The sequence below is a fragment of the uncultured Sphaerotilus sp. genome (assembly GCF_963924895.1).
GTDB lineage: Bacteria > Pseudomonadota > Gammaproteobacteria > Burkholderiales > Burkholderiaceae_C > Sphaerotilus.
Window position 1 is genome coordinate 59,827 of record NZ_CAWURG010000005.1, and the last position, 26,151, is coordinate 85,977.

General features: G+C 67.8%; 21 protein-coding genes and 8 tRNA genes. 28 read left to right on the top strand and 1 reads right to left on the bottom strand.

The window, feature by feature from the left end; all coding sequences use genetic code 11:
* Nucleotides 1-3 precede the first annotated feature (3 nt).
* The 28 genes from AABN02_RS02190 (at nt 4) to AABN02_RS02325 (ending at nt 24,844) form a co-directional block, all read left to right on the top strand.
* Entirely contained in the window at nt 4-924 is a 921-nt protein-coding gene (locus tag AABN02_RS02190; RefSeq protein ID WP_338413286.1) for a LysR substrate-binding domain-containing protein, read from the top strand.
* Nucleotides 921-2,345, top strand: a complete 1,425-nt coding sequence (gene leuC, locus AABN02_RS02195) for a 3-isopropylmalate dehydratase large subunit (RefSeq protein WP_338413287.1) — start codon at nt 921-923, stop codon at nt 2,343-2,345. Before AABN02_RS02190 ends, leuC begins: the two co-directional genes overlap by 4 nt.
* Nucleotides 2,346-2,378: 33 nt before the next feature.
* Nucleotides 2,379-3,029: a 3-isopropylmalate dehydratase small subunit gene (leuD, locus tag AABN02_RS02200; protein WP_338413288.1), complete on the top strand. Its 651-nt coding sequence runs from the start codon at nt 2,379-2,381 to the stop codon at nt 3,027-3,029.
* Nucleotides 3,030-3,072: 43 nt separating this feature from the next.
* Nucleotides 3,073-4,170, top strand: a complete 1,098-nt coding sequence (gene leuB, locus AABN02_RS02205) for a 3-isopropylmalate dehydrogenase (protein WP_338413322.1) — start codon at nt 3,073-3,075, stop codon at nt 4,168-4,170.
* A gap of 82 nt (nt 4,171-4,252) precedes the next feature.
* Nucleotides 4,253-5,380 carry an aspartate-semialdehyde dehydrogenase gene (gene asd, locus AABN02_RS02210; RefSeq protein ID WP_338413289.1) on the top strand — a complete coding sequence of 376 codons (1,128 nt, stop codon included), beginning with the start codon at nt 4,253-4,255 and terminating at the stop codon, nt 5,378-5,380.
* Between the two features lie 329 nt (nt 5,381-5,709).
* Nucleotides 5,710-8,301: a FimV/HubP family polar landmark protein gene (locus AABN02_RS02215; RefSeq protein WP_338413290.1), complete on the top strand. Its 2,592-nt coding sequence runs from the start codon at nt 5,710-5,712 to the stop codon at nt 8,299-8,301.
* A 37-nt stretch (nt 8,302-8,338) separates the two neighbouring features.
* Entirely contained in the window at nt 8,339-9,136 is a 798-nt protein-coding gene (gene truA / locus AABN02_RS02220) for a tRNA pseudouridine(38-40) synthase TruA (protein WP_338413291.1), read from the top strand.
* Between the two features lie 42 nt (nt 9,137-9,178).
* Complete coding sequence (locus AABN02_RS02225; RefSeq protein WP_338413292.1) at nt 9,179-9,865, top strand: phosphoribosylanthranilate isomerase; 687 nt, start codon at nt 9,179-9,181, stop codon at nt 9,863-9,865.
* A gap of 17 nt (nt 9,866-9,882) precedes the next feature.
* Complete coding sequence (trpB, locus tag AABN02_RS02230; RefSeq protein ID WP_338413293.1) at nt 9,883-11,151, top strand: tryptophan synthase subunit beta; 1,269 nt, start codon at nt 9,883-9,885, stop codon at nt 11,149-11,151.
* Nucleotides 11,148-11,975 carry a tryptophan synthase subunit alpha gene (gene trpA, locus AABN02_RS02235; RefSeq protein WP_338413294.1) on the top strand — a complete coding sequence of 276 codons (828 nt, stop codon included), beginning with the start codon at nt 11,148-11,150 and terminating at the stop codon, nt 11,973-11,975. Before trpB ends, trpA begins: the two co-directional genes overlap by 4 nt.
* The gene (gene accD / locus AABN02_RS02240; protein ID WP_338413295.1) at nt 11,972-12,844 is read left to right on the top strand and encodes an acetyl-CoA carboxylase, carboxyltransferase subunit beta; all 873 of its coding nucleotides are present in this window, start codon (nt 11,972-11,974) and stop codon (nt 12,842-12,844) included. The genes trpA and accD overlap by 4 nt, the downstream gene beginning before the upstream one ends.
* Before the next feature lie 70 nt (nt 12,845-12,914).
* A complete protein-coding gene (gene folC / locus AABN02_RS02245) occupies nt 12,915-14,231 on the top strand; it encodes a bifunctional tetrahydrofolate synthase/dihydrofolate synthase (RefSeq protein WP_338413296.1) in 1,317 nt (438 codons plus the stop codon).
* Between the two features lie 55 nt (nt 14,232-14,286).
* Nucleotides 14,287-15,312, top strand: coding sequence for an SPOR domain-containing protein (locus AABN02_RS02250; protein WP_338413297.1), 1,026 nt, complete (start codon nt 14,287-14,289; stop codon nt 15,310-15,312).
* A 9-nt stretch (nt 15,313-15,321) separates the two neighbouring features.
* Entirely contained in the window at nt 15,322-15,852 is a 531-nt protein-coding gene (locus AABN02_RS02255) for a CvpA family protein (protein ID WP_338413298.1), read from the top strand.
* Between the two features lie 92 nt (nt 15,853-15,944).
* A complete protein-coding gene (gene purF / locus AABN02_RS02260; RefSeq protein WP_338413299.1) occupies nt 15,945-17,465 on the top strand; it encodes an amidophosphoribosyltransferase in 1,521 nt (506 codons plus the stop codon).
* 30 nt (nt 17,466-17,495) lie between these two features.
* Nucleotides 17,496-18,740 (top strand): O-succinylhomoserine sulfhydrylase, encoded by a 1,245-nt coding sequence (locus AABN02_RS02265; RefSeq protein WP_338413300.1) that lies wholly within the window; start codon nt 17,496-17,498, stop codon nt 18,738-18,740.
* Nucleotides 18,741-18,767: 27 nt separating this feature from the next.
* Nucleotides 18,768-20,162 (top strand): glutamate--tRNA ligase, encoded by a 1,395-nt coding sequence (gene gltX / locus AABN02_RS02270; RefSeq protein WP_338413301.1) that lies wholly within the window; start codon nt 18,768-18,770, stop codon nt 20,160-20,162.
* Between the two features lie 59 nt (nt 20,163-20,221).
* A tRNA-Ala gene (locus AABN02_RS02275) sits at nt 20,222-20,297 on the top strand.
* Between the two features lie 35 nt (nt 20,298-20,332).
* Nucleotides 20,333-20,408, top strand: a tRNA-Glu gene (locus tag AABN02_RS02280).
* A 4-nt stretch (nt 20,409-20,412) separates the two neighbouring features.
* Nucleotides 20,413-20,489: transfer RNA gene (locus tag AABN02_RS02285), tRNA-Asp, on the top strand.
* 6 nt (nt 20,490-20,495) lie between these two features.
* Nucleotides 20,496-20,571: transfer RNA gene (locus AABN02_RS02290), tRNA-Ala, on the top strand.
* A gap of 12 nt (nt 20,572-20,583) precedes the next feature.
* Nucleotides 20,584-20,659 (top strand) — tRNA-Glu (locus AABN02_RS02295).
* Between the two features lie 24 nt (nt 20,660-20,683).
* A tRNA-Asp gene (locus AABN02_RS02300) sits at nt 20,684-20,760 on the top strand.
* A gap of 22 nt (nt 20,761-20,782) precedes the next feature.
* Nucleotides 20,783-20,858: transfer RNA gene (locus AABN02_RS02305), tRNA-Glu, on the top strand.
* Nucleotides 20,859-20,881: 23 nt separating this feature from the next.
* Nucleotides 20,882-20,958 (top strand) — tRNA-Asp (locus AABN02_RS02310).
* Between the two features lie 154 nt (nt 20,959-21,112).
* A complete protein-coding gene (locus AABN02_RS02315) occupies nt 21,113-22,507 on the top strand; it encodes a phosphomannomutase/phosphoglucomutase (protein ID WP_338413302.1) in 1,395 nt (464 codons plus the stop codon).
* A gap of 22 nt (nt 22,508-22,529) precedes the next feature.
* Nucleotides 22,530-23,528: a lipopolysaccharide heptosyltransferase I gene (gene waaC / locus AABN02_RS02320; protein WP_338413303.1), complete on the top strand. Its 999-nt coding sequence runs from the start codon at nt 22,530-22,532 to the stop codon at nt 23,526-23,528.
* Nucleotides 23,525-24,844, top strand: a complete 1,320-nt coding sequence (locus AABN02_RS02325) for a 3-deoxy-D-manno-octulosonic acid transferase (protein ID WP_338413304.1) — start codon at nt 23,525-23,527, stop codon at nt 24,842-24,844. The genes waaC and AABN02_RS02325 overlap by 4 nt, the downstream gene beginning before the upstream one ends.
* Here the strand turns inward: AABN02_RS02325 and AABN02_RS02330 are convergent.
* On the bottom strand, nt 24,819-26,150 hold the full coding sequence (locus tag AABN02_RS02330; protein ID WP_338413305.1) for a TolC family outer membrane protein: 1,332 nt from the start codon (nt 26,148-26,150) through the stop codon (nt 24,819-24,821). The two genes, AABN02_RS02325 and AABN02_RS02330, sit on opposite strands and share 26 nt — an antisense overlap.
* Nucleotide 26,151: the final 1 nt, after the last annotated feature.

Here is a 26,151-nt window from a genome sequence, read left to right on the forward strand (position 1 = left end):
CCCATGCGCTTCGATCTCGTCACGCTCAACCTTGTCCTCGCGATCGCCGAGACGGCAAGCATCACGCGCGGCGCCGAGCGCGAGCACCTCGCGCTGGCGGCGGCGAGCAAGCGGCTGAGCGACCTGGAGTCCCGCCTCGGTGTGCAGCTCTTCGAGCGCCGCGCCCGCGGGGTCGAGCTGACCGCCGCCGGCCACGCGCTGGTGCGCCACATCCGCAGCCTGCACGCCTCGCTGCACGCCATGGAAGACGAGGTCGCCGAATACTCGCGCGGCATCCGCGGCCACCTGCGTGTCGTCGCCAATGCGTCAGCGATCGCGGAGTGCCTGCCGCCGGATCTGGCGGCGTTCTCGCGCGCCCATCCCGACATCCGCATCACGCTGGAAGACCAGACCAGTGCCGAGCTGCAGCGCTCGGTGGCGGAGGGGCGCGCGGACGTCGGCATCTTCGTGCCGCCGCTGCTGGAGTCGCGGCTGCAGACCTGGCATTACCGCGAAGGCACGCTGGTGCTGATCACGCCGGCTGAGCACGCGCTGGCCGGCCGGACGCAGGTGCGCTTTGACGAACTGCTCGACTTCGACTTCGTCGGTCAGCACACCGGCGCGGCGCTGCAGCAGATGATCCTGGCCCAGGCCACCGAGCAGGGTCGGGCGCTGCGCACGCGGATGCAGGTGCGCGGCTTTGACGCCATCGCCCAGCTCGTCGAGGCGGGGCTGGGGATCGCGCTGATGCCGTCTGCCGTGGCCGAGCGGCTGGCGCGGCTGTTCCGCCTGAACCGGATTGCGCTGGACGAGCCCTGGGCGCAGCGCGAGTACCTCGTTGGCGTGCGCGAGCAGGACGTGCTGCCCGCGGTCGTGCGCCGCTTTGTCGAATTTCTCTGTCCTCCTTTTTGCCCTCCACCTACCGTGAACGTGAGCCCCCCATGACCGGACGCACCCTCTACGACAAGCTCTGGGACGAACACGTCGTCCACACCGAAGAAGACGGCACCGCGGTGCTCTACATCGACCGCCACCTGGTGCACGAAGTCACCAGCCCGCAGGCCTTCGAGGGCTTGCGTCTGGCCGGCCGCAAGGTCTGGCGCACCAGTTCCGTCGTCGCCACCGCCGACCACAACACGCCGACCACCGGCTGGGAGCTGGGCTACGACGGCATCGCCGACCCGATCTCGCGCCAGCAGATCACCACGCTGGACGCCAACATCAAGGCCTTCGGCGCGGCGGCCTACTTCCCGTTCATGGACGGCCGCCAGGGCATCGTCCACGTCATTGGCCCGGAGCAGGGCGCCACGCTGCCCGGCATGACCGTCGTCTGCGGCGACAGCCACACGTCGACGCACGGCGCGTTCGGCGCGCTGGCGCACGGCATCGGAACCAGCGAAGTCGAGCACGTGCTGGCCACGCAGACGCTGCTGGCCAAGAAGGCCAAGAACATGCTGGTGCGCGTCGACGGCCAGCTGCCGCTGGGCTGCGGCGCCAAGGACATCGTGCTGGCCATCATCGGCAAGATTGGCACCGCCGGCGGCACCGGCTACACCATCGAGTTCGGCGGCGCGGCGATCCGCGCGCTGAGCATGGAAGGCCGCATGACGGTGTGCAACATGGCGATCGAAGCCGGTGCACGCGCCGGTCTGGTCGCCGTGGACGACAAGACGATCGCCTACGTCAAGGGCCGCCCCTTCACGCCGACTGGCGTCGAGTGGGAGCAGGCAGTGGCCTACTGGTCGACGCTGCAGTCCGACGCGGACGCGGCCTTCGACGCGGTGGTCGAGCTGGACGCGGCGCAGATCATTCCGCAGGTCACCTGGGGCACCTCGCCCGAGATGGTGCTGCCGATCGACCAGCGTGTGCCGGATCCCGACAAGGAACGCGACCCGGTCAAGCGCGACGCGATCGAGCGCGCGCTGAAGTACATGGGCCTGGAGCCGAACAAGCTGCTCGCCGACATCCACGTCGACAAGGTCTTCATCGGCTCCTGCACCAACAGCCGCATCGAGGACATGCGCGAGGCCGCGGCCGTCGTGCGCCGGCTGGGCAAGCGGGTGGCGGCGAACGTCAAGGTGGCGATGGTCGTGCCGGGCTCGGGTCTGGTGAAAGCGCAGGCCGAGCGCGAGGGGCTGGACAAGGTCTTCAAGGCGGCGGGATTCGAATGGCGCGAGCCGGGCTGCTCGATGTGCCTGGCGATGAACGCTGACCGGCTGGAGCCGGGCGAGCGCTGCGCCTCGACCAGCAACCGCAACTTCGAAGGCCGGCAGGGCGCCGGTGGCCGCACCCACCTCGTCAGCCCGGCGATGGCCGCGGCGGCCGCGCTGGAAGGCCACTTCGTTGACGTGCGCCACCTCGCCTGAGCGGCGGATTCACCGGATTCAAGGAACACCACCATGCAAGCCTTCACCGTGCACAAGGGTCTGGTCGCGCCGATGGACCGCGACAACGTCGACACCGACGCCATCATCCCCAAGCAGTTCCTCAAGTCGATCCAGCGCAGCGGCTTCGGCCCGAACCTGTTCGACGAGTGGCGCTACCTCGACGTGGGCCAGCCCGGCCAGGAACACGTCGTGCGCAAGCCCAACCCGGACTTCGTGCTGAACCAGCCGCGTTACCAGGGCGCCTCGGTGCTGCTGGCACGCAAGAACTTCGGCTGTGGCTCCAGCCGCGAACACGCGCCGTGGGCCCTGGACCAGTACGGCTTCCGCGCCATCCTCGCGCCCAGCTTCGCCGACATCTTCTTCAACAACTGTTTCAAGAACGGGCTGCTGCCGATCGTGCTGCCCGAGAGCGTGATCGCGAAACTGTTCGACGAGGTCCACGCCTTCCCCGGCTACCAGCTCACGATCGACCTGCCGCGGCAGGTGGTGGTGAAGGGCGACGGCGAGGAGATCCCGTTCGACGTGCAGGCCTTCCGCAAGTTCTGCCTGACCAACGGCTTCGACGACATCGGCCTGACGCTGCGCCACGCTGACAAGATCCGCGCCTTCGAGGCCGAGCGCCTGGCCGCCAAGCCGTGGCTGAACCACCGTCTGGTGGGCTGAGCCGCGCGAACCTGATCAAGACAAGAAAGACTGTCCCATGACCATGAAAATCGCAGTTCTCCCCGGTGACGGCATCGGCACCGAAATCGTCGCCGAAGCGGTCCGCGTCCTGAACGTGCTCGACCTGCCCTTCGAGATGGAAGAGGCCAAGGTCGGCGGCGCCGCCTATGAGGCCCACGGCCACCCGCTGCCGGAATCGACGCTGAACCTCGCCAAGGCCTCGGACGCGATCCTGTTCGGCGCCGTCGGCGACTGGAAGTACGACACGCTGGAGCGTTCGCTGCGCCCGGAGCAGGCGATCCTGGGTCTGCGCAAGCACCTGGGCCTGTTCGCCAACTTCCGCCCGGCGATCTGCTACGAGCAACTGGTCGGCGCGTCCAGCCTGAAGCCCGAGCTGATCGCAGGGCTGGACATCCTGATCATCCGCGAGCTGACCGGCGACATCTACTTCGGCCAGCCGCGCGGCCGCCGCATCGCCACCGACGGCCACTTCCCCGGCGCCGAGGAAGCCTTCGACACGATGCGCTACAGCCGCCCGGAGATCGAGCGCATCGCGCACGTCGCCTTCCAGGCCGCCCGCAAGCGCAGCAAGCGCGTGACGAGCGTCGACAAGGCCAATGTGCTGGAGACCTTCCAGTTCTGGAAGGACGTGGTCACCGAGGTGCACAAGGCGTATCCGGACGTCGCGCTCGACCACATGTACGTGGACAACGCAGCCATGCAGCTCGTCAAGGCGCCGAAGAAATTCGACGTGCTCTTCACCGGCAACATGTTCGGCGACATCCTCTCGGACGAGGCCGCGATGCTGACCGGATCGATCGGGATGCTGCCCTCCGCGTCGCTCAATGCGAAGGGCCAAGGCCTGTACGAACCCAGCCACGGCAGCGCCCCGGACATCGCGGGCAAGGGAGTGGCCAATCCTCTGGCTACAATCCTGTCCGCTGCCATGATGCTCCGTTATTCACTCCAACAGCCCGAGGCCGCCGACCGCATCGAGTCGGCTGTCCGTGCTGTGCTGGCCGAGGGCTATCGCACGCCCGACATCTGGTCGGAGGGGACGACGCGAGTGGGCACGCGCGAGATGGGGGACGCGGTCGTGGCTGCTGTCACCCAGGGCATTAAAGGCATTACCAAGAGCTGACCGGCTCCGCCTCGTCTCGCCCAGACCTTCACCCCGGCGATGCGAGTCGGCGGGGCAGGTCGAACACCGGAAAGGGCATCACATGAAACTCGTAGGATTGGTCGGATGGCGCGGCATGGTCGGCTCCGTCCTGATGGACCGCATGCAGGCCGAGGGCGATTTCGGCCTCATCGAGCCGCTGTTCTTCTCGACATCCAACGCGGGCGGCACCGCCCCGGCGATGGCGAAGAACGAGACGAAACTCCAGAACGCGTATGACATCGAGGCGCTCAAGCGCTGCGAGATCATCATCACCGCGCAGGGCGGCGACTACACCTCCGAGGTGTTCCCCAAGCTGCGCGCGGCGGGTTGGAACGGCCACTGGATCGACGCGGCCTCGACGCTGCGCATGGAATCCGACGCCGTCATCATCCTGGACCCGGTCAACCTGCCGGTGATCCAGGACGCGATGGCCAAGGGCGGCAAGAACTGGGTCGGCGGCAATTGCACGGTGAGCTGCATGCTGATGGGCGTGGGCGCGCTCTACAAGGCCGGGCTGGTCGAGTGGATGAGCACCCAGACCTACCAGGCGGCGTCCGGTGGTGGTGCACAGCACATGCGCGAGCTGCTGACGCAGTACGGCACGCTCAACGCCGAAGTGCGTGCGCTGCTGGACGACCCGAAGAGCGCCATCCTGGAAATCGACCGCAAGGTGATCGCCAAGCAGCGTGCGCTGACCTCGGCCGAGACCGCGAACTTCGGCGTGCCGCTGGGCGGCTCGCTGATCCCGTGGATCGACAAGGACCTGGGCAACGGCCAATCCAAGGAAGAGTGGAAGGGCATGGCCGAGACCAACAAGATCCTGGGTCTCGGCGAGGGCTTCGACTCGGCGCCGATCCCGGTCGACGGGTTCTGCGTGCGCGTCGGTGCGATGCGCTGCCACAGCCAGGCGTTGACCTTCAAGCTGAAGAAGGACGTGCCGGTCGCTGATCTGGAGGCCATGATCGCGGCCGACAACCAGTGGGTGAAGGTGGTGCCCAATACCCGCGAGGCCACGGTCCGTGATCTGACGCCGGTGGCGGTGACCGGGACGATGACGATTCCGGTCGGCCGCATCCGCAAGCTGGCGATGGGCCCGGAGTATGTCGGTGCCTTCACCATCGGTGACCAGTTGCTCTGGGGCGCGGCCGAACCGCTGCGCCGCATGCTGCGCATCCTGCTGGACGCGTAAGCGTTGCCGGGATATGCACGTTGCCCGGTGGCAACGTGCATATTTTCAGAGACGGTAATCGTGCGAGATGCTCGGAATGTCAGGCAGAGCATGAGCTTGTCTTTGTATCTGCTTGATGCTATTGTCTTTTCAGACATTTTGAGCGCTTATTGCTCGTATTGACTGGTGCGAAAAAACGGAATGGTTCCATGATTCGCAGCTTGGGAGACGCCTTGAATACCCAGACGAAGCGCACGGGGCGTTTGGCTCTGAGAGAAGTGGCGGCCGTGGTCGCGGTGGTGGCAGCACTTGGTGCGGCCCCGTCGGCATGGTCCTTGAGTCTCGGCCGCTTGAGCGTTCAATCCGCCTTGGGTGAATCGCTGCGGGCCGAGATCGACGTCACCAGCCTCACGCCGGACGAATCTGCCAATCTGCGCGTGCGGGTCGCACCGCCGGATGCCTACCGGATTGCCGGCGTTGATTACAACGCCGTTCTGCCGTCCACCGCGGTGTCGTTGCAGCGCCGTGCCGATGGCACACCCTATTTGAGAATCACCAGCGACCGCTCCGTTCAGGAGCCGTTTGTCGATGTGATCCTGGAATTGTCCTGGTCCAGCGGCCGACTGCTGCGCGAATACACGCTGCTGTTCGATCCGCCGTCCATGGCACGTGCCCCCGCTGCGCCCGCGACGCCGGCCGTTGTGGCGGTCGCGCCTGCACGCCCGACGAAGGCGGAGCTGGCGGCCAGTGCCGCTGCCGAGGCGGCCGCCCGTGCGGAAGCGCTGAGGCGCTCGGCACCAGCACCCGTTCCGACCGAAACGATCGAGCCGGTGCCGCTCGCCAAGGCGCCGGTTCGCCGGCCAGTCGCGCCTGCGCCTGCCGCAGCGCCAGCGCCTGACACCGCGGCCGCGGGCAGCGGAGCGGAATACCGGGTCAAGTCGGGCGACACCCTGTCGAGCGTGGCGAGCAAGCTGCAGGTCGAGGGCATCTCCCTTGATCAGATGCTGGTCGGTCTGTACCAGGGCAATACGCAAGCCTTCATCGGCAACAACATGAACCGGCTGCGTTCCGGGACCGTGTTGAACGTGCCGTCTGAACAGCAGTTGAGCAGCGTCGGTGCCCGTGAGGCCCGCCGCCTCGTGCATGCGCAGAGTGCCAATTTCAATGCCTACCGCCAGCGGCTGGCGGGGGCTGTGCCCGAGCAAGCCAAACCGGTCGAGCCGTCCCGCAAGTCCGGCGGCCAGGTCCGCACGGAAGTGGTCGAAAGTGGCTCGGCCGGCGCGGCCAAGCCGGACCGGCTGCAACTCGACAAGCCGAAGACTGCTGGCAAGGGCCAGACTGCGGCGCCCGAAGAGACCGTCGTCAAGCAACGGGCTGAAAAGGACGCCAGTTCGCGTGTCACTGAACTGGCCCGCAATCTGGATGAACTGAAGAAGCTGCAGGCGGCTTCCGGCGCGGCAGCAGCAGGCACCGGCAAGGCGGTTACGGCTGCTTCCGGTCCGGCCGTCGTCGGCAAGGCGCCGGAAAAGCCGGTCGAAGTGGCTTCGGCGCCAGTGGCGCCAGCGTCTGCCCCCCCGGTGATGGCCGCGGCCTCTGCCAGGGATCCGCTGCCGGTCGTGGCCTCTGCTCCGGCTCCGGTGGTGGTGGCCAGCGCACCGTCCGCCGCGCCGGTCGCGCCCGCGGCGTCGCGTCCGGCCATGCCGATGGACTCGACACCGACCGAAGAGCCGTCGCTGATCGATTCGCTGTCCGAGAACCCGATGCTGCTGCCGGGCGCTGGCCTGATCCTGGCGATCCTGGCCGGTCTGGGCTACTACCGTCTGCGTGGCAAGAACAAGGACGAAGCCGGCGTCACGTCCTTCCTGGAAAGCCGTCTCCAGCCGGATTCGTTCTTTGGTGCCAGCGGTGGCCAGCGCGTCGACACCCGCGACGCGGCCGGCACGCCGTCGTCGATGAGCTACTCGCTCAGCCAGATCGATGCGATCGGCGATGTCGATCCGGTCGCCGAGGCCGATGTGTACCTGGCCTACGGCCGCGACCTGCAGGCCGAGGAAATCCTCAAGGAAGCGATGCGCGCCAATCCGGAGCGCCTCGCCATCCGCACCAAGCTGCTGGAGGTCTACGCCAAGCGCCGCGACACCAAGGGCTATGAACTGCTGGCGGGCGAGCTGTATGGCTTGACCGGTGGCCAGGGCGAAGACTGGGTGCGTGCGCAGGAACTGGGTCGCTCGATCGATCCGGAGAACCCGCTGTACGAGCAGGGCGGTCAGCCGAATTCCGGCTACGCCTCGGAATCCGGTGGCGGCGAGATGCTGGGTGCCAGCACCATGCCGCAGTCGGTGGTGCCGTCGCCGTCCCGGTTCGAGAACAGTGCGATCCCTGATTTCGACCTGGGTGCCGACACGCCGTCGGGCAGCTCGGCCTCCATCGATCTCGATATCTCTGTGCCGGGTCCGATGGATTCGCTGCCGCCGCTGTCGAGCCCGTTCTCGACCGGACATGTCGCCTTTGGCGCGGCAGCAACGGCATCCGCGGCAGCGGCCGTGGCGGCGACCACCAGCGCGTTCGATTTCACTGGCAAGTCCGGTGCGAAGGATCTGGCAGCGGATTCGGGCCACAGCAGCCTCGACTTCGAGCTGCACGATCTGCCCGAGATCAGCGAGCCGATCACCGAAGCGGGTGATCTGCAGAAGATCGACATGGGCGGCCTGTCGCTCGACTTCGATCTGCAGCCGACGACCTCGTCGGGCGGCATGGATGCCTATCCGATGCTGACCGATGGCGAAGACGGTGATCCGCTGTCGCGCAAGATCGAGCTGGCCAAGGAGTTCCTCGATTTCGGCGATGCCGAATCTGCGCGCGACATGCTGCAGGAAGTGATCGAGAAGTCCGATGGCGACCTGCGTGCCAAGGCGCAGGCCATGCTGGACAAGCTGGCGTGATGCGCCGGTTGGCCGGTGTCCGGGCAGGTGATTCGCCTTGCGCCTCGCGCTAGGCGTCGCCTACCGCGGCACCGCCTACCACGGCTGGCAGAGCCAGCCTGACGGATGCACGGTTCAGGACCATCTGGAAAAGGCGCTGTCGCGGTTCGCGGTGGCGCCCATCCAGACCCTGTGTGCCGGTCGCACCGACACGGGTGTGCACGGTCTCAACCAGGTGGTCCACTTCGACACCGACCGTGACCGTGAACCGTTCTCCTGGGTGCGCGGCACCAACCGCTATCTGCCCGACGACATCGCGGTCCAGTGGTGTTCCCCGGTCCGTGACGATTTCCATGCACGCAACCTCGCCCGCGGGCGGCGGTATGCGTACATCGTGGTCGAGTCGCCGGTGCGGCCGTCCATCGAGAAGGGCTCCGTTGGCTGGACCTTCCGGCCACTGGATGCCGAGGCCATGCGCCGGGCCGCGGCCCACCTGATCGGCGAACACGATTTCTCCGCGTTCCGCTCGTCCGACTGCCAGGCGCTGTCGCCGGTGAAGCTGATGCGCGAGATCGCCATCGAGCGCCATGGAGCCTACTGGCGCTTCGATTTCGAGGCGGTGGCCTTCCTGCACCACATGATCCGCAACCTCATGGGCTGCCTGATCGCGGTCGGCACCGGCACGCGCTCGAGCGACTGGGTGGCCGAGGTGCTCGCCTCACGCCGGCGCGAACGCGCTGCGCCGACATTTGCCGCAGACGGCCTGTACTTTCTCGGACCCCGCTACGATGCGCACCATGGCCTGCCGACCCGCACGGCGGGCTTCGACTGGCTGCCCGGCGGCTGGCAGCGCTGAGCACTGCTCGCCCGGTTTCCCTTTTCTCGCTGGTAACGTCCAATGAGCGTTTCGATTGATTTTCCGCCGTCGAGCCAGACTGCGCGGACCCGCATCAAGATCTGTGGCCTGACCCGCGAACAGGATGTCGACGAGGCCGTGGCGGCCGGTGCCGATGCCATCGGGCTGGTGTTCTATGCCCGCAGTCCGCGGCATGTGTCGCTGGAGCGCGCGGTGCAACTGGTGCGGCGCCTGCCCCCGTTTGTCACGCCGGTCGGGCTGTTCGTGAATGCGGACCCGGCGCAGATCGCCGAGGCCTGCGCCGCCATCCCGACCTTGCTGCTGCAGTTCCATGGAGATGAAACGCTCGCGCAGTGCGAAGCCCCCACGCGCCCCTATCTGCGCGCCGCGCGCATGACGCCGGGCTTCGATTTGTTAGACTTTGCACAGTCTTACTCCAGCGCCCAGGCCATCCTGCTCGACGCGCACGTCGAGGGGTATGGCGGAGGTGGAAAGGTTTTCGATTGGTCTCTCATTCCGTCAGGCGTGCTCCGTCCGGTCGTTTTGTCTGGTGGGTTGAATCATGCCAATGTGACCGATGGCGTGCTTCGCGTGCGGCCCTGTGCCGTGGACGTGAGTTCCGGCGTTGAAATCGGCAAGGGCGTCAAGGACGCCGCGCTGATGCGCCAATTCTGCGAAGCGGTCCGCGAAGCCGATGCCCGACGGGCGGACGCCGACAGCGGATACTGAATATTCCGAGAGTCACCATGTTTTCATACGACCAACCCGATGCCCGCGGGCATTTCGGGGTCTACGGCGGCAGCTTTGTCGCTGAAACCCTCAGCCACGCGCTCGACGAATTGCGCGCGGCCTACGAGCACTACCGCCACGACCCGGAGTTCATCGCCGAGTTCCGGCGCGAGCTGAAGCACTTCGTCGGCCGCCCCAGCCCGGTCTACCACGCCGACCGCATGAGCCGCGAGATGGGCGGCGCCCAGATCTACCTCAAGCGCGAGGACCTGAACCACACCGGCGCGCACAAGGTCAACAACACCATCGGCCAGGCGCTGCTCGCCAAGCGCATGGGCAAGCCGCGCGTGATCGCCGAAACCGGCGCTGGCCAGCATGGTGTGGCGACCGCGACGATCTGTGCCCGCTACGGCATGGAATGCGTGGTCTACATGGGCTCCGAGGACGTCAAGCGCCAGAGCCCGAACGTCTACCGGATGCACCTGCTCGGCGCCCGTGTGGTGCCGGTCGAGTCGGGCAGCAAGACGCTGAAGGACGCGCTCAACGAGGCGATGCGCGACTGGGTCACCAACGTCGAGAACACCTTCTACATCATCGGCACGGTGGCGGGTCCGCACCCGTACCCGGCCATGGTGCGCGATTTCCAGAGCGTGATTGGCACCGAATGCCTGACGCAGATGCCGGAGTTGATCGCCGAGCTGGGTGGCCCCGCCGGCCGCCAGCCGGACGCCGTGGTGGCCTGCGTGGGCGGCGGCAGCAATGCGATGGGCATCTTCTACCCCTACATCCCGCATGAAGGCACGCGCCTGATCGGCGTCGAGGCAGCGGGCGAGGGCCTGGACACGCTCAAGCATTCGGCTTCGCTGCAACTCGGCAAGCCCGGCGTGCTGCACGGCAACCGCACCTACATCCTGCAGGACGCCAACGGCCAGATCACCGAGACGCACTCCGTGTCGGCGGGTCTGGACTACCCTGGCGTCGGCCCGGAGCATGCCTACCTGAAGGACATCGGCCGCGCCGAGTACGTCGGCATCACCGACAAGGAAGCGCTGGAGGCCTTCCACTACCTCTGCCGCACCGAGGGCATCATCCCGGCGCTGGAGTCGAGCCACGCGGTCGCCTATGCGATGAAGCTGGCCAAGACGATGCGCCCGGACCAGCACATCCTGGTGAACCTGTCCGGCCGTGGCGACAAGGACATCGGCACCGTCGCCGACCTGTCGGGTGCCGATTTCTACTGCCGCCCGTCGTGTCGCGGGCAGAGCGTCAAGGGAGGTGCGCTGTGAGCCGCATCCAGACCACCTTCGCGCGCCTGGCCGCGCAGGGCCGCAAGGCGCTGATTCCGTATGTCACGGCGGGCGATCCCTATGCCGACGTGACCGTTGATCTGATGCACGGCATGGTCGGGGCCGGCGCCGACGTGATCGAGCTGGGTGTGCCGTTCTCGGACCCGATGGCCGATGGCCCGGTGATCCAGCGCGCCAGCGAGCGCGCGCTGCTCAAGCACATCAGCACGGCGCATGTGCTGGAAATGGTGCGTGCCTTCCGCGAGACGGATGCGACCACGCCGGTCGTGCTGATGGGCTATGCCAACCCGGTCGAGTGCTACGGCCCGGACCGCTTCGTCGATGACGCGAAGAAGGCCGGGGTCGACGGCGTGCTCGTCGTGGACTACCCGCCGCAGGAATGCGAAGCCTTCGCCGCACGGCTGCGCGCCGCGGACATGGACGCGATCTTCCTGCTCGCGCCCACCTCGACCGACCAGCGCATGGCCGAGGTCGGCCGCATCGCCACGGGCTACGTCTACTACGTCTCGCTCAAGGGCGTGACCGGCGCTGGCCACCTCGACACCGACGCGGTCGCGCGCATGGTGCCGCGCATCCGGGCGCAGGTGAGCGTGCCGGTGGGCGTCGGCTTCGGCATTCGCGACGCGGAAACGGCCGTCGCCGTGGCCCGGGTATCGGACGCAGTCGTGATCGGTTCCCGTATCATCCAGCTGATTGAACATGAACCGCGCGAGCGGGTGGTACCGGTGGCTGCCGGTTTCCTCCGCGAGATCCGTGCGGCATTGGACACGCTCCAAGGAACAACCCCAGGAGAACGCGCATGAGTTGGCTCGACAAGCTGCTGCCCCCCAAGATCCAGCAGACCAAACCCAGCGAACGCCGCACGGTGCCGGAAGGCCTGTGGGTCAAGTGCGCGTCCTGCGAGACGGTGCTCTACAAGACCGACCTGGAGGGCAACCTCAACGTCTGTCCCAAGTGCGGCCACCACCACCGCATCGACGCCCGCGCCCGCCTGAACGGATTCCTCGACGACGAAGGCCGCTACGAGATCGGCCAGGAAGTCCTGCCGGTCGATGCGCTGAAGTTCAAGGACAGCAAGAAGTACCCCGAGCGTCTGAAAGAGGCGATGGAGGCCACCGGCGAGACCGATGCGCTGGTGTGCATGGGCGGCTCGGTGATGAGCATTCCGCTGGTCGCCGCCGCCTTCGAGTTCGACTTCATGGGTGGCTCGATGGGCTCGGTGGTCGGCGAGCGCTTCGTGCGCGGCGTCGAGACGGCGATCGAGCAGAAGGTGCCGTTCGTCTGCTTCACCGCCACGGGTGGGGCGCGCATGCAGGAAGGCCTGCTGTCGCTGATGCAGATGGCCAAGACCAATGCCGCGCTGACCCGCCTCGGCAAGGCCAAGCTGCCCTACATCAGCGTGCTGACCGACCCGACCATGGGCGGCGTCTCGGCCGGCTTCGCCTTCGTGGGCGACGTGGTGATCGCCGAACCCAAGGCGCTGATCGGCTTCGCCGGCCCGCGCGTGATCGAGAACACCGTGCGCGAGAAGCTGCCAGAAGGCTTCCAGCGCTCGGAATTCCTGATCGAGAAGGGCGCGCTGGACATGATCGTGGACCGCCGCGAGCTGCGCCAGACCGTCGCCCGCCTGCTGGCCATGCTGCAGCGCCAGAGCGCTGACGCGGTGTCCTGAGCCGCCGTTCCACGCTCCATGCTCACGGGGGCGTCGCAAGACGCCCCTTCGGTTTTTCGAAGAGATCTTCATGCCCCAGACCCTGTCCGACTGGCTCGCGCACTGCGAGCGCCTGCACCCGGTGACCATCGAACTCGGCCTCGACCGGGTGCAGCGCGTGCGCGAGCGGCTGGGCCTGCAGTTCGACGTGCCGGTCTACACGGTGGCGGGCACCAACGGCAAGGGCTCGACCTGCGCGATGCTCGAAGCCATCCTGCTGCAGGGCGGCTACCGCACGGCGGTCTATGGCTCGCCGCATCTGGTGCATTTCGAGGAGCGGCTGCGGCTCAATGGCGACGTGGTCCAGGCCGAGGTGCTGCTGCCGCATTTCGCCGCGGTCGAGGCGGCGCGCCAGGGCGAGTCGCTGACCTATTTCGAGTTCACGACGCTGGCCATCCTGCACTGCATCGCTGCGCAGTCGCTGGACGTGGTGATCCTCGAAGTCGGTCTGGGCGGGCGCCTGGACGCCGTCAACATCATCGACGCCGACTGCGCCATCATCACCAGCATCGACCTCGACCACATGGACTACCTCGGCCCGGACCGCGAGGCCATCGGCCGCGAGAAGGCTGGCATCATGCGCGCGGGTCGTCCGGTGATCGTGTCCGATCCGGTGCCGCCGCGCAGCGTGATCGACCATGCCGAAGCGCTCGGCGCGGACCTGTTGCTGTTCGGCCGCGATTTCAACTACTCCGGCGATCGCCAACAGTGGGGCTGGAGCGGGCGAGGGCGCCGCTACAACGCGATGGCCTACCCGGCGCTGCGTGGCGCAAACCAGCTGATCAACGCCTCGGGTGTGCTTGCCGCGCTGGACGCCATGCGCCCGCGCCTGTCGGTGCCGGCACAGGCCGTGCGCAATGGCCTGGCGATGGTGGAACTGCCGGGGCGCTTCCAGGTGGTGCCGGGCCAGCCGACGCTGGTGCTCGATGTCGCGCACAACCCGCATGCGTCGGCCGTGCTGGCGCAGAACCTCGACCAGATGGGCTACTTTCCGCGCACGCACGCCGTGCTGGGGGCGATGGCGGACAAGGACCTCCCCGGGCTGGTCGGGCCGCTGCTGCCGCTGGTCGATGTCTGGTACCTGTGCGACCTGCCGACGCCCCGTGCGGCCACGGCGGAAGCACTGCGTTCGGTCCTTCAGGCGGCACGCGCAGCCCGGCCTGCAGGTTCGGCGCCGCTGCCGCCGGTGGAAGTGCTGCATTGCAGCAGTGATCCGCACCAGGCGCTGGCCGCGGCGATCAAGGGGGCTGACCCCACTGATAGAATCGTTGTCTTCGGATCCTTCCATACCGTCGGCGGTGTCTTGCAACACGGACTGCCGCGCCTGGGCGCCGCACACGTCGGCTGACACGCCTGGCTCCACCACCCCGAGCAACACGGCCTGATGGCTGACACAGATGGGTTTGTTCTCCTTCCTTCAGCGCAAGAAACCGCCGGTTCCCGAGACCCGCAAGCGCACGCAGCCTCCCCAGGATCCCGTCACCGTCGAGGCCCTGCGCACCCGTGCGCGCCGGCGCCTGATCGGCGCGGCGGTGCTGGTGGGCGGCGCGGTCGTCGGTCTGCCGACACTGTTCGACAAGCCGCCCCGTCCGCCGGAGCAGACTTTCAGTGTCCGCATGGCGGCGCCGGATGGTGCGGCAACCGTGTCGGTCAAGGGCACAGCGTCTGCCGGCCCGGTCGCGGCCTCACGGCCGGTGCTTGCCCAGGCGGCCTCGTCTGCGGGTGTGTCCGTTCCGGCGGTGGCGGTGGCCACGGCCGGCGCCGCTGTCGCGGTCGGCATGCTGCCAGGCACGGGCAAGAAGCCCCCTGCCGACGAAGCGATCATCACGGAACCCAAGTCCGACCCGAAGGCTGAAGCCGCTGCGCGCGCCGAGCGCGTCGCCCGCGAGAAGGCCAAGGCGGACCGGCTGAAAGCGGAAAAAGCCCGCGAAGCCGAGAAAGCGCGTGAGGCGGAACAGGCCCGCGAAGCGGAAAAGGCCCGCCAGGCCCGCGCCGTGAAGAAGGCCCGGGAAGCGCAGGCCACCAAGGATGCGCAGGACGCGCAGGACGCCCGCGAAGAGGCGGATGCACGCCGCAAGGCCAAGGCCGCGAAAGAAGCGAAGGCCGCCAAAGCCGCCAAGGACGCCCGGGAAGCGAAGGACGCGAAGGACGCGAAGTCTGCCAAGGCAGGCAAGTCGGACAGCGAGAGCGACAAGCCGCGCCGCTACGTCATCCAGGCCGGCTCCTTTGCCGATGCCGGGTCCGCACGCGACCTGGGCCGCCGCATCGGCAAGCTGGGGCTGGACTCGCACGAGCAGCACGTCGAGACCGCCGCCGGCTCGGCCCGCACGCGGGTTCGCCTGGGGCCGTTCAGTTCCAAGGAAGAAGCCATGCGGGCCGCGGCAAAGCTCAAGGCGGCCGGACTGAACGCAGCGGTGCTGCCGCTCTGAAAGTGAACCATGCTCGCTGACCTCGGATGGATCGACCTGGCGATGCTGGCGGTGCTGGCCCTGTCGGTGGTGGCCGGGATGTTGCGCGGGCTGGTCAGCGAGGTGATGTCGCTGGCGGGCTGGGTGGTGGCGTGGCTGCTGTCCCAGGCGTGGGCGCTGGATGTGGCGGCAGCTCTGCACATCGGCGAGCCGGGAGGGCAGGTTGCCCGCCTGTCCGGGCTGGTGATCACCTTCGTGGCCACGCTGCTGGCCTGGCGGGTGCTCACCTGGCTGCTGCAGCAGGTGATCCACGCAACGCCGCTGGCGCCGCTCGACCGGCTGCTCGGCGCGGTGTTCGGCACGCTGCGGGGCGGGCTGATCCTGCTGGTGGCCGTGATGATGCTGGGGCTGACGCCGATGGCGCGCCAGTCGTCCTGGCAGGAATCCAGCGGGGTGCGCTGGCTGACGTCGGCGCAGGCGGTGCTGGCGCCGTGGTTGCCCGGAGACTGGCGGCCACTGCCGGGCAGTGCGCCGGAGCCCGCCGTCTCGGCACCGGGCTGAGCCGCAACGCCTACACGAAGAGTACGAACGAGGATGACCGTGCCGTCCGGCCCGGTGTCCGTTGGGAATGTCTTGAACAGATGGAGTGAGCGATGTGTGGCATCGTCGGTGTGATTTCCAAGTCACCAGTGAACCAGTTGATCTATGACGCGCTGCTGCTGCTGCAGCACCGCGGTCAGGATGCCGCCGGCATCGTCACGGCCGTGGGCACGAAGTTCTTCATGCACAAGGCCCGCGGCATGGTGCGCGACGTCTTCCGCACCCGCAACATGCGCGCGCTGCCCGGCACGCTCGGCCTCGGGCAGGTCCGCTACCCGACCGCCGGCAATGCCTACAGCGAGGAAGAGGCGCAGCCCTTCTACGTCAACGCCCCCTTCGGCGTGGTGCTGGTCCACAACGGCAACATCACCAACGCCCACGCGCTGAAGACCGAGCTGATCGACATCGACCGGCGCCACCTCAACACCGAGAGCGACACCGAGGTGCTGATCAACGTCCTCGCCCACGAGCTGCAGGCGGCCGCGCACGACATGCCGCTCACGCACGTGGAGGTGTTCAAGGCGGTCAGCGCGGTGCACCGCCGCGTCAAGGGCTCCTACGCGGTCGTGGCGCTGATCGCCGGTTACGGGCTGGTCGCGTTCCGCGATCCGAACGGCATCCGCCCGCTCTGCCTGGGCTCGATCGTGGCGGCTGGCAAGGACACCGAGTGGATGGTGGCCAGCGAGTCCGTGGCCCTCGAAGGCAATGGCTACCACCTCGTGCGCGATGTGGCGCCGGGCGAGGCCCTGTTCATCACGCTCGACGGCGTATTGCACAGCCAGCAGTGCGCGGTGTCACCGTCGCTGCACCCGTGCGTGTTCGAGTTCGTGTACCTCGCACGCCCGGACTCGGTCATCGACGGCATCTCGGTCTACCACGCCCGCCTCAACATGGGCGAGACGCTGGCGCAGCGCGTCATCAGCACGATGCCGCCGTCCGACATCGACGTGGTGATCCCGATCCCCGAGTCGAGCCGCCCCTCGGCGATGCAGCTCGCGCAGCGCCTGGGCAAGCCCTACCGCGAAGGCTTCGTCAAGAACCGCTACGTCGGCCGCACCTTCATCATGCCGGGCCAGGCCACGCGCAAGAAGAGCGTGCGCCAGAAGCTCAACGCCATCGGCATGGAGTTCAAGGGCCGCAACGTGCTGCTGGTCGATGACTCGATCGTGCGCGGCACCACCAGCCGCGAGATCGTGCAGATGGCCCGCGAGGCCGGCGCGAACAAGGTCTACATGGCCTCGGCCGCGCCGCCGGTGCGCTACCCGAACGTCTATGGCATCGACATGCCGACCTCGACCGAGCTGATCGCCCACGGCCGCACGATGGACGAGATCCGCGACTACATCGGCTGCGATGCGCTGATCTACCAGGACGTGGACGCGATGAAGCGCGCGGTGAGGTCGCTCAATCCGTCGCTGGCCGGGCTGGAAGCCTCGTGCTTCGACGGCCACTACATCACCGGCGACGTGAGTCCGGCCGATTTCGAGGCGATGAAGACCCAGCGCGCCTCGCAGCCGCAGGACGAGGAAGCGGGCGACCGCGGCCGTCTGGCGCTGCCGAATCCGACCACCTGACCGTATCGCCCCGACCTCTGGAGACCTGCCATGCGCAGCCGTGACCACACCGACCCGAAGCGCCTGCCGCGGGTGGACCTGCCCTTGGATGCGCGGCTGGACACCTTGGCCGTGCGCGAAGGGCTGCCGACAACGCCCTGGGGTGAAAACTCCGAGGCGCTGTTCCTGACCAGCAGCTTCGTGCATCCGGACGCGGCCACCGCCGCCGCCCGTTTCGCCCAGGAAGAGGAAGCGTTTGTCTACAGCCGCTTCACCAACCCGACGACGATGATGATGGAGCGCCGTCTGGCGGCGCTCGAAGGCACCGAGGCCTGCATCGCGACGTCGAGCGGCATGTCGGCGATCCTGCTGCTGCTCATGGGCCTGCTGAAGGCGGGCGACCACGTCATCTGTTCGCAGAGCGTGTTCGGCTCGACCATCAAGCTGCTGCAGGGCGAGTTCGGGAAGTTCGGCGTGCTGACCACCTTCGTGTCGCAGACCGACGTGGCCGAGTGGCGCGCGGCCGTGCGGCCCGAGACGAAGCTGCTCTTCGCCGAGACGCCGAGCAACCCGCTGACCGAGGTCTGCGACATCCGCGCGCTGGCCGAGGTGGCGCACGCCGCGGGCGCGCTGCTGGCGGTGGACAACTGCTTCTGCTCGCCCGCGCTGCAGCGGCCTGCCGATCTGGGCGCGGACCTGATCATCCATTCGGGCACCAAGTACCTGGACGGGCAGGGCCGTGTGGTGGCGGGCGCCATCTGCGGGCCGGAGGCGATCATCGACGGCAAGTTCATGTCGGTGATGCGCTCGGCGGGGATGTGCCTGTCGCCGTTCAACGCCTGGGTGGTGCTGAAGGGGCTGGAGACGCTGTCGATCCGCATGGAAGCGCAGGGCGCGCGGGCGCTGAAGCTGGCCGAGTGGCTGGAGGCGCAGCCGCAGGTGGCGCGGGTGTTCTATCCCGGGTTGCCCTCGCATCCGCAGCACGCGCTGGCGATGGCGCAGCAGAGCGGCAATGGCGGCGCAGTGGTCAGCTTCGTCGCGCGCGGCGACACACCCGAGGCGGCGCGGGCCAATGCCTTCGCGGTGATCGACGCGACGAGGATCTGCTCGATCACGTCCAACCTCGGCGACACCAAGACCACCATCACGCACCCGTCGAGCACCTCGCACGGCCGCCTCACCGAAGCGCAGCGTCTGGCCGCCGGCATCACGCAAGGGATGATCCGCGTGGCGGTCGGGCTGGAGCACGTCGAAGACCTGAAGACCGACCTCGCCCGCGGCCTCGCGCTGATCTGATCCCGAGTTCCCGAGCCATTGAAGACCATGACCCAAGTTCGTACCCGTTTCGCGCCGTCGCCGACCGGCTTCATCCACCTCGGCAACATCCGCTCGGCGCTCTATCCCTGGGCCTGGGCGCGGGCCACGGGCGGCGTCCTGGTGCTGCGCATCGAGGACACCGACGTCGAGCGCTCGTCGCAGGCGGCGGTCGACGTGATCCTCGAAGGCATGGCGTGGCTGGGACTGGACCACGACGAAGGCCCGTTCTACCAGATGCAGCGCATGGACCGTTACAAGGCGGTGCTGGCGCAGCTGGTGGAGCAGGGCTGGGTCTACCCCTGCTACATGTCCATGGCGGAACTCGACGCCCTGCGCGAACGCCAGATGGCCAGCAAGGACAAGCCGCGCTACGACGGCACTTGGCGGCCGGAGCCGGGCAAGGTGCTGCCGCCGGTGCCCGAGGGTGTCCAGCCGGTGCTGCGTTTCAAGACGCCGCAGGGCGGCTCGGTGGTGTGGGACGACAAGGTCAAGGGCCGCATCGAGATCAGCAACGACGAGCTGGACGATCTGGTCATCGCGCGCCCGGACGGCACGCCGACCTACAACTTCTGCGTCGTGGTGGACGACATCGACATGCAGATCACCCACGTGATCCGCGGCGATGACCACGTCAACAACACGCCGCGCCAGATCCATGTGTTCCGTGCGCTGGGCGTGGAGCCGCCGGTCTACGCCCACCTGCCGACCGTGCTGAACGAGCAGGGCGAGAAGATGAGCAAGCGCCATGGCGCCAAGCCGGTGACGCAGTACCGCGACGAGGGCTATCTGGCCGACGGCGTGGTGAACTACTTGGCGCGTCTCGGCTGGAGCCACGGCGATGACGAGATCTTCAGCCGCGAGCAGCTGGTCGAGTGGTTCAACCTCGACCACCTCGGCCGCAGCGCCGCGCAGTTCGACGAGGCCAAGCTGCGCTGGGTGAATGCTCAGCACATGAAGATCTGCGACAACGCCGTGCTGGCGGGGCTGGTCTCGGCGCAGTTCGCCAGCCGGGGTCTGAGCGTGCCGGCGGATGCGCGGCTGGCGGCGATGTGCGCGCTGTTCAAGGACCGCTGCAGCACGACGGTCGAGCTGGCCGACTGGCTGTCGGTCTACTTCGTCGATGTGCAGCCGAGCGAGGCGGATCTGGCGCAGCACCTGAACGAGGTGTCGCGTCCGGCCCTGATCGCGCTGCGCGATCGTCTGGCCGAACTGCCGGGCTGGGATGCGCCGTCGATCAACCAGGCGATCAAGAACACCATCGGCGAGCTGAAGGTGAAGATGCCGCAACTGGCGATTCCGCTGCGTGTGCTCGTCTGCGCGCGGACCCAGACGCCCCCGGTGGATGCGGTGCTGGCCCTGTTCGATAAAAATACTGTACTCAAACGCTTGCAAGGTGTCTGAATTCATTCCATAATCTTGTTCTCGCTTGAACAACGAAGCGCCGCAGACAGTCAAATGTCGGGGGTATAGCTCAGCTGGGAGAGCGCTTGCATGGCATGCAAGAGGTCAGCGGTTCGATCCCGCTTACCTCCACCATCAAAGCGCTTCGCGGTTCATGGGACAAGTTTGAAGACTCCTTCGTCTAGAGGCCTAGGACACGACCCTTTCACGGTCGTTACAGGGGTTCGAATCCCCTAGGAGTCGCCACTGCGGAGTGGTAGTTCAGTTGGTTAGAATACCGGCCTGTCACGCCGGGGGTCGCGGGTTCGAGTCCCGTCCACTCCGCCACAATTTGGGGGTATAGCTCAGCTGGGAGAGCGCTTGCATGGCATGCAAGAGGTCAGCGGTTCGATCCCGCTTACCTCCACCAAATTTCCAGAATGACTCCTTCGTCTAGAGGCCTAGGACACGACCCTTTCACGGTCGTTACAGGGGTTCGAATCCCCTAGGAGTCGCCAAGTTTCAGATGGTTTTGCCACTGCGGAGTGGTAGTTCAGTTGGTTAGAATACCGGCCTGTCACGCCGGGGGTCGCGGGTTCGAGTCCCGTCCACTCCGCCATGTTTCAAGACCCTTCGAAGTTGACTCCTTCGTCTAGAGGCCTAGGACACGACCCTTTCACGGTCGTTACAGGGGTTCGAATCCCCTAGGAGTCGCCAGATTTCCAGTTTCATACCGCTGCGGAGTGGTAGTTCAGTTGGTTAGAATACCGGCCTGTCACGCCGGGGGTCGCGGGTTCGAGTCCCGTCCACTCCGCCAAAATGCCAGTTCTCAGTGCCCGTTCATTTTCAGTGAGCGGGCATTTTGCATTGGTGGTTGCAGTTTCTGAATAACCAGCAGTCCGGTGGTGGCGCCCGTGGGGCACCTGCCTACAATGCGCGGGTTTCTTTCTATCGAACCAGGGTTCCTCTTTATGCAAGTGATCGCTTCTGCCTTCAAGGCCTATGACATCCGCGGCATCGTCGGCCAGGCGCTTGACGTCGACTTTGCCGAACATCTTGGCCGCGCATTCGGTACTGAAGCGCTGGCCCTGGGCGAGCGCGCCGTGGCGGTTGGTCGCGACGGCCGTGTCTCCGGCCCGGACCTGAGCGCCGCCCTGATCCGCGGCCTGGCTTCAACCGGCCTGGACGTGATCGACCTGGGCGCGGTGACCACGCCGATGCTCTATTACGTGGCGGCCACGCGGGGCGACATCGGTTGCCGCAGCGGCATCCAGGTGACCGGCAGCCACAACCCCAAGGACTACAACGGCTTCAAGATGGTGCTGGCTGGTGTGGCCATCTACGGCGACACGATCCAGGGCCTGCGTGCCCGCATGGAGTCCGAAACCTACACGACCGCGGACGCTCCGGGTGGCATCACGACGCACGACATCCTGCCCGAGTACACCACCCGCATCACCGGCGACTGCAAGCTCGCGCGCCCGATGAAGATCGTCGTCGACTCCGGCAACGGCATCCCCGGTGCGTCCTCGCCCGGCATCCTCAAGGCACTGGGCTGCGAGGTGGTCGAGCTGTACAGCCGCGTCGACGGCGACTTCCCGAACCACCACCCGGACCCCTCCAAGCTGGAGAACCTGTCCGACCTGATCAAGGTCGTCCACGCCACCGATTTCGAACTCGGTCTGGCCTTCGACGGCGACGGCGACCGCCTCGGCCTCGTCACCAAGGACGGCGAGATCATCTTCCCGGACCGCCAGATGCTGCTGTTCGCGCAGGACATCCTGACGCGCAACCCCGATGGCCTGATCATCTATGACGTGAAGTGCTCGCAGCGCCTGCCGGTGGGCATCCGTGCCGCGGGTGGCGTGCCGATGATGTGGAAGACCGGCCACTCGCTGATGAAGGCCAAGCTGCGCGAAACCGGCGCCCCGCTGGCCGGCGAGATGAGCGGCCACATCTTCTTCGGCGAGCGCTGGTACGGCTTCGACGACGCGATGTACACCGCGGGCCGTCTGCTGGAAATCCTGTCGCGCTTCGCCGACCCGAGCGCCGTGCTCAAGGCCCTGCCGAGCAGCTTCAGCACGCCCGAGCTGAACGTCGCGGTGCCGGCCGGCAACCAGCACGCCATCGTCGATCAGCTCATCGCCCAGGCCGATTTCCCCGGCGCCGAGATCGGCACCATCGACGGCCTGCGTGGCGACTACCCGGACGGCTTCGGCCTGATCCGCGCCTCCAACACCACACCGGTGCTGGTGCTGCGCTTCGAAGGGCACACCGCCGAGGCGCTGGCGCGCATCGAGCACGACTTCATGGCCGCGCTGCGCAAGGTGATGCCGGAAGCCGAAGTGCAGGCGTCCGCGCATTGAGGGCAGACGGCTCCTGTTGACCGTGCAGCGCGTCCTGATCGTCAAGCTGTCGTCTTTGGGCGATGTGATCCACACGATGCCGGTGGTGGCGGACCTGCGGGCTGCACTCCCGGAGGTGTGCATCGACTGGGTGGTGGAGCCGGGCTTCGCGCCGCTGGTGCGCCGGGTCGAGGGCATCGGCGAGGTGATCGACTGTGCGCAGCGGCGCTGGCGCAAGCGCTGGTGGACGGGCGACGTGCGACGCGAGAAGCAGGCCTTCCGGGCCCGTTTGCAGCAGCACCGCTATGACGCGGTGCTGGACCTGCAAGGCCTGACCAAGTCCGCGCTCGTGGCGCGGCAGGCCCTGAAGACCCCTGGCGGTCTGCGCTACGCACTTGGCAACCGCACGGATGGCTCCGGCTGGGAGGCGCCCACGCGCTGGCTGGCGGACCGGGCGATCACGCTGGAGCCGCACATCCACGTCGTCGACCGCTCGCGCCACATGGCCGCCGAGGCACTGGGTTACGCCGTGGGTGGACCGCCACGGTTTGGCCTGTGCGCCCGCGTGGCCCCGCCGCCACAGGCCCGCACGCTGGTGTTCGTGCACGGCACCTCGCGCGACGACAAGCTCTGGCCCGAGGCGGACTGGATTGCCTTCGGCCGTTCGCTGGTGCAGCGTGGTTGGCGCATCGCCCTGCCGCAGGCCAGTGACGAGGAGGCGCAGCGCGCCGGGCGCATCGCGGCTGGCATCGACCCGGCGTCCTGCGATCTCTGGCCGCGCATGGGGCTGGATGCGCTGGTGGACTGGATGGGGAGTGCGCAGGGTGTCGTCGGCGTCGACAGCGGCCTGTCCCATCTGGCGGTGGCCCTCGATCTGCCGCATGTCCAGCTCTACAACTTTCCGACTGCTTGGCGCACCGGTCCGCTGCCGGAACACGGCCACGCCCACCAGGTCAGCGTCGGTGGGGACCGCGTTCCCGCGCTGGAGGTGGTCGAAACCGCCTGGCAGCGTGTGGCGACGACCCGTGGGGTGTCGCCTTGAACCTGCGTCAGCGGCTGGCGTTGCTGGCCTACGGGGTACTGATGCGGCTGCTGGTGCCGGTGCTGCTGGCGCGCCTGTGGTGGCGGGCCCGGCAGGAGCCGCTGTACGGCCATGCCCTACCGGAGCGCCTGGGGTTCGGGCCGAGCACGCCGCCGGGCGCCGTCTGGCTGCACGCTGTATCGCTCGGCGAAACCCGCGCGGCCGAGCCACTGATCCAGGCGCTGCGTCAGGTGCATCCGGGTTTGCGCCTCCTGCTCACCCACGGAACCGCCACCGGGCGTGCGGCCGGCGCCACGCTGCTCGGCCCTGCGGACCACCAGTGCTGGCTGCCGCTGGACACGCCGGGCGCGACACGCCGGTTTCTGCGGCGCCACCGGCCGGCGCTGGGCATCCTGATGGAAACCGAGGTCTGGCCCCGCCTGCTGCACGAAGCGCAGCGTGCCGCGGTGCCGGTGGTGCTGGCGAATGCGCGCCTGTCCGAGAAGAGCCTGCGCCAGTCGCTGCGCTTCGATGCGCTGCTGCGCCCGGCCGCCGCTTCACTCGCCCAGGCGCTGGCCCAGACCGAGGCCGACGCCCTGCGTTTGCGGCTGGCGGGGGTGCTCCGTGTGCAGGTGGCGGGCAATCTCAAGTTCGACCAGCGTCCGTCCCCGGAACTGCTCGCGGCCGGCGAAAGCTGGAGCGCGGGTCTTTCCCGGCCTGTGGTGCTGGCGGCCAGCTGGCGGGAGGGCGAAGACGCGCCGCTGCTGGCTGCCTGGCAGGCCATGCTGGCGCGCCGGTCGGCGCAAGGCGATGCCCGGCGCGCCCCGCTGCTGCTGCTGGTGCCGCGCCATCCGCAGCGTTTCGACGAGGTGGCGCGTCTGGTGGCCGAGGCTGGCCTGACGCTGGTGCAGCGCAGCAGCTGGGGGGCCGGTGGACCGGGTGCGCTGGCGCGTGAAGCCCAGGTCTGGCTGGGCGATTCGATGGGCGAGATGCCGGCGTACTACGCCTGCGCCGACGTGGCGCTGCTCGGCGGGAGCTTCGCACCGCTGGGGGGGCAGAACCTGATCGAGGCGGCGGCCTGCGGCTGCCCGGTGTTCATGGGCGCGCACACCTTCAACTTCACCCAGGCGGCCGAGCGGGCTGAATCTGCAGGCGCGGCACGCCGGTGTGCCGATCTGGACGAGGCCGTGACCGCCGCCTGTGCGATGGCCGCATCGCCGGCCGACCGGGCGGTGGCGTCTGCGGCCGCGCAGACCTACGCCGGGCAGGACCAGGGAGCGGCGGTGCGCATGGCCGAGGCCATGCTGCAGCTCATTTCGCCAACAGCAGTGCGTTGACGCCGTCGATGTCGCTGGCGGTCAGGACACCCGCCGCCTGGCGCAGCTTCAGGCTGTTCACGAGCACGTCGTAGCGGGCCTTGGCCAGATCGCGCTGGGTCGAGAACAGCTGGGTCTGCGCGTTGAGCACGTCGAGATTCACCCGCACACCGACCTTGTAGCCCAGCTTGGTGGCGTCCAGCGCGAGCTTGCTGGAGGCTTCGGCGGCTTCGAGTGCCCGGACCTGGGCCGAGCCGGACTGGACGCCGTAGTAGACCTGCCGCGTGGCCTGGGCCACGGCACGGCGGGCGGCTTCGAGTTCGTTGCGCGATTTCTCTTCGAGCGACACGGCTTCGCGGACCTGGTTCTCGATCGCGTTGCCGGTGTAGAGCGGCACCTTCAGCGTCACGCCCACCGAACGGTTGATCGACGTGCCCGTGCCGCCCGACGAACTGGCGCCGGAGCCGCTGTTCTGCGCGCCGCCGAGCTGGCCCTGCAGGTCGACGGTGGGCAGGCGGGTGGCGTCCGTGCGCTGGGTTTCGAGTTTGGCGATGTCGTAGGCCAGACGGGCCTTGCGCACCGAGGGACTCTCGTCGGCGCGGCCCACCCAGGCATCGACCGGATCGGGCTGGACCGGCAGCACGACCGGCAGCGTCAGCCCGTTGGGCTGCAGACCGACGCGGCCGACGATCTGGTCCAGCGCCAGACGGCGGGTGCGCACATCGTTGTCTGCCGCGATTTCCTGGGCGGTGGCCAGATCGAAGCGGGCCTGGGCTTCCCGGGTGTCGGTGATGGTGGCCGTGCCGACCTCGAAATTGCGCTTGGCCGAGGCCAGCTGCTCGTTGATCGCGGTCTTGGAGGCGCGGGCGGTGGCGAGCGTGTCCTGCGCGGCCAGCACGTCGAAATAGGCCTGCGCGACCCGGACAGCCAGGTCCTGCTCGGCGTTGGCGAGGTCCGCCTGGGCGATGTCGAGCGCCTTGCGGGCCTTGTCGATGGTGAAGCCGTTGGGCCGGTTGAACAGCGGCTGGGTCGCCACCAGGCCGAGCGAGGCGGTGTTGGTCGAGCGGGTGCCGAACAGCGGCGTGTCGGTGCCGGCGTTCGCCACCCCGGCCTGCAGGCTGACGCTCGGGCGGACCAGGGCATCGGCCTGGGCGGCCTTGTAGCGGCTCGACTCGGCCGCGGCGCGCGAAGCCAGGTAGGTCGCGTCGTAGGCCTTGGCCGCCTCGTAGACCTCCTTGAGGTTCTCTGCGGCCACCGGCGCGGACAGGGTTGTCAGGACGGTCGCAGCCAGCAGGCCGAACGACAGGGGGTTTTTCAACACGGACATG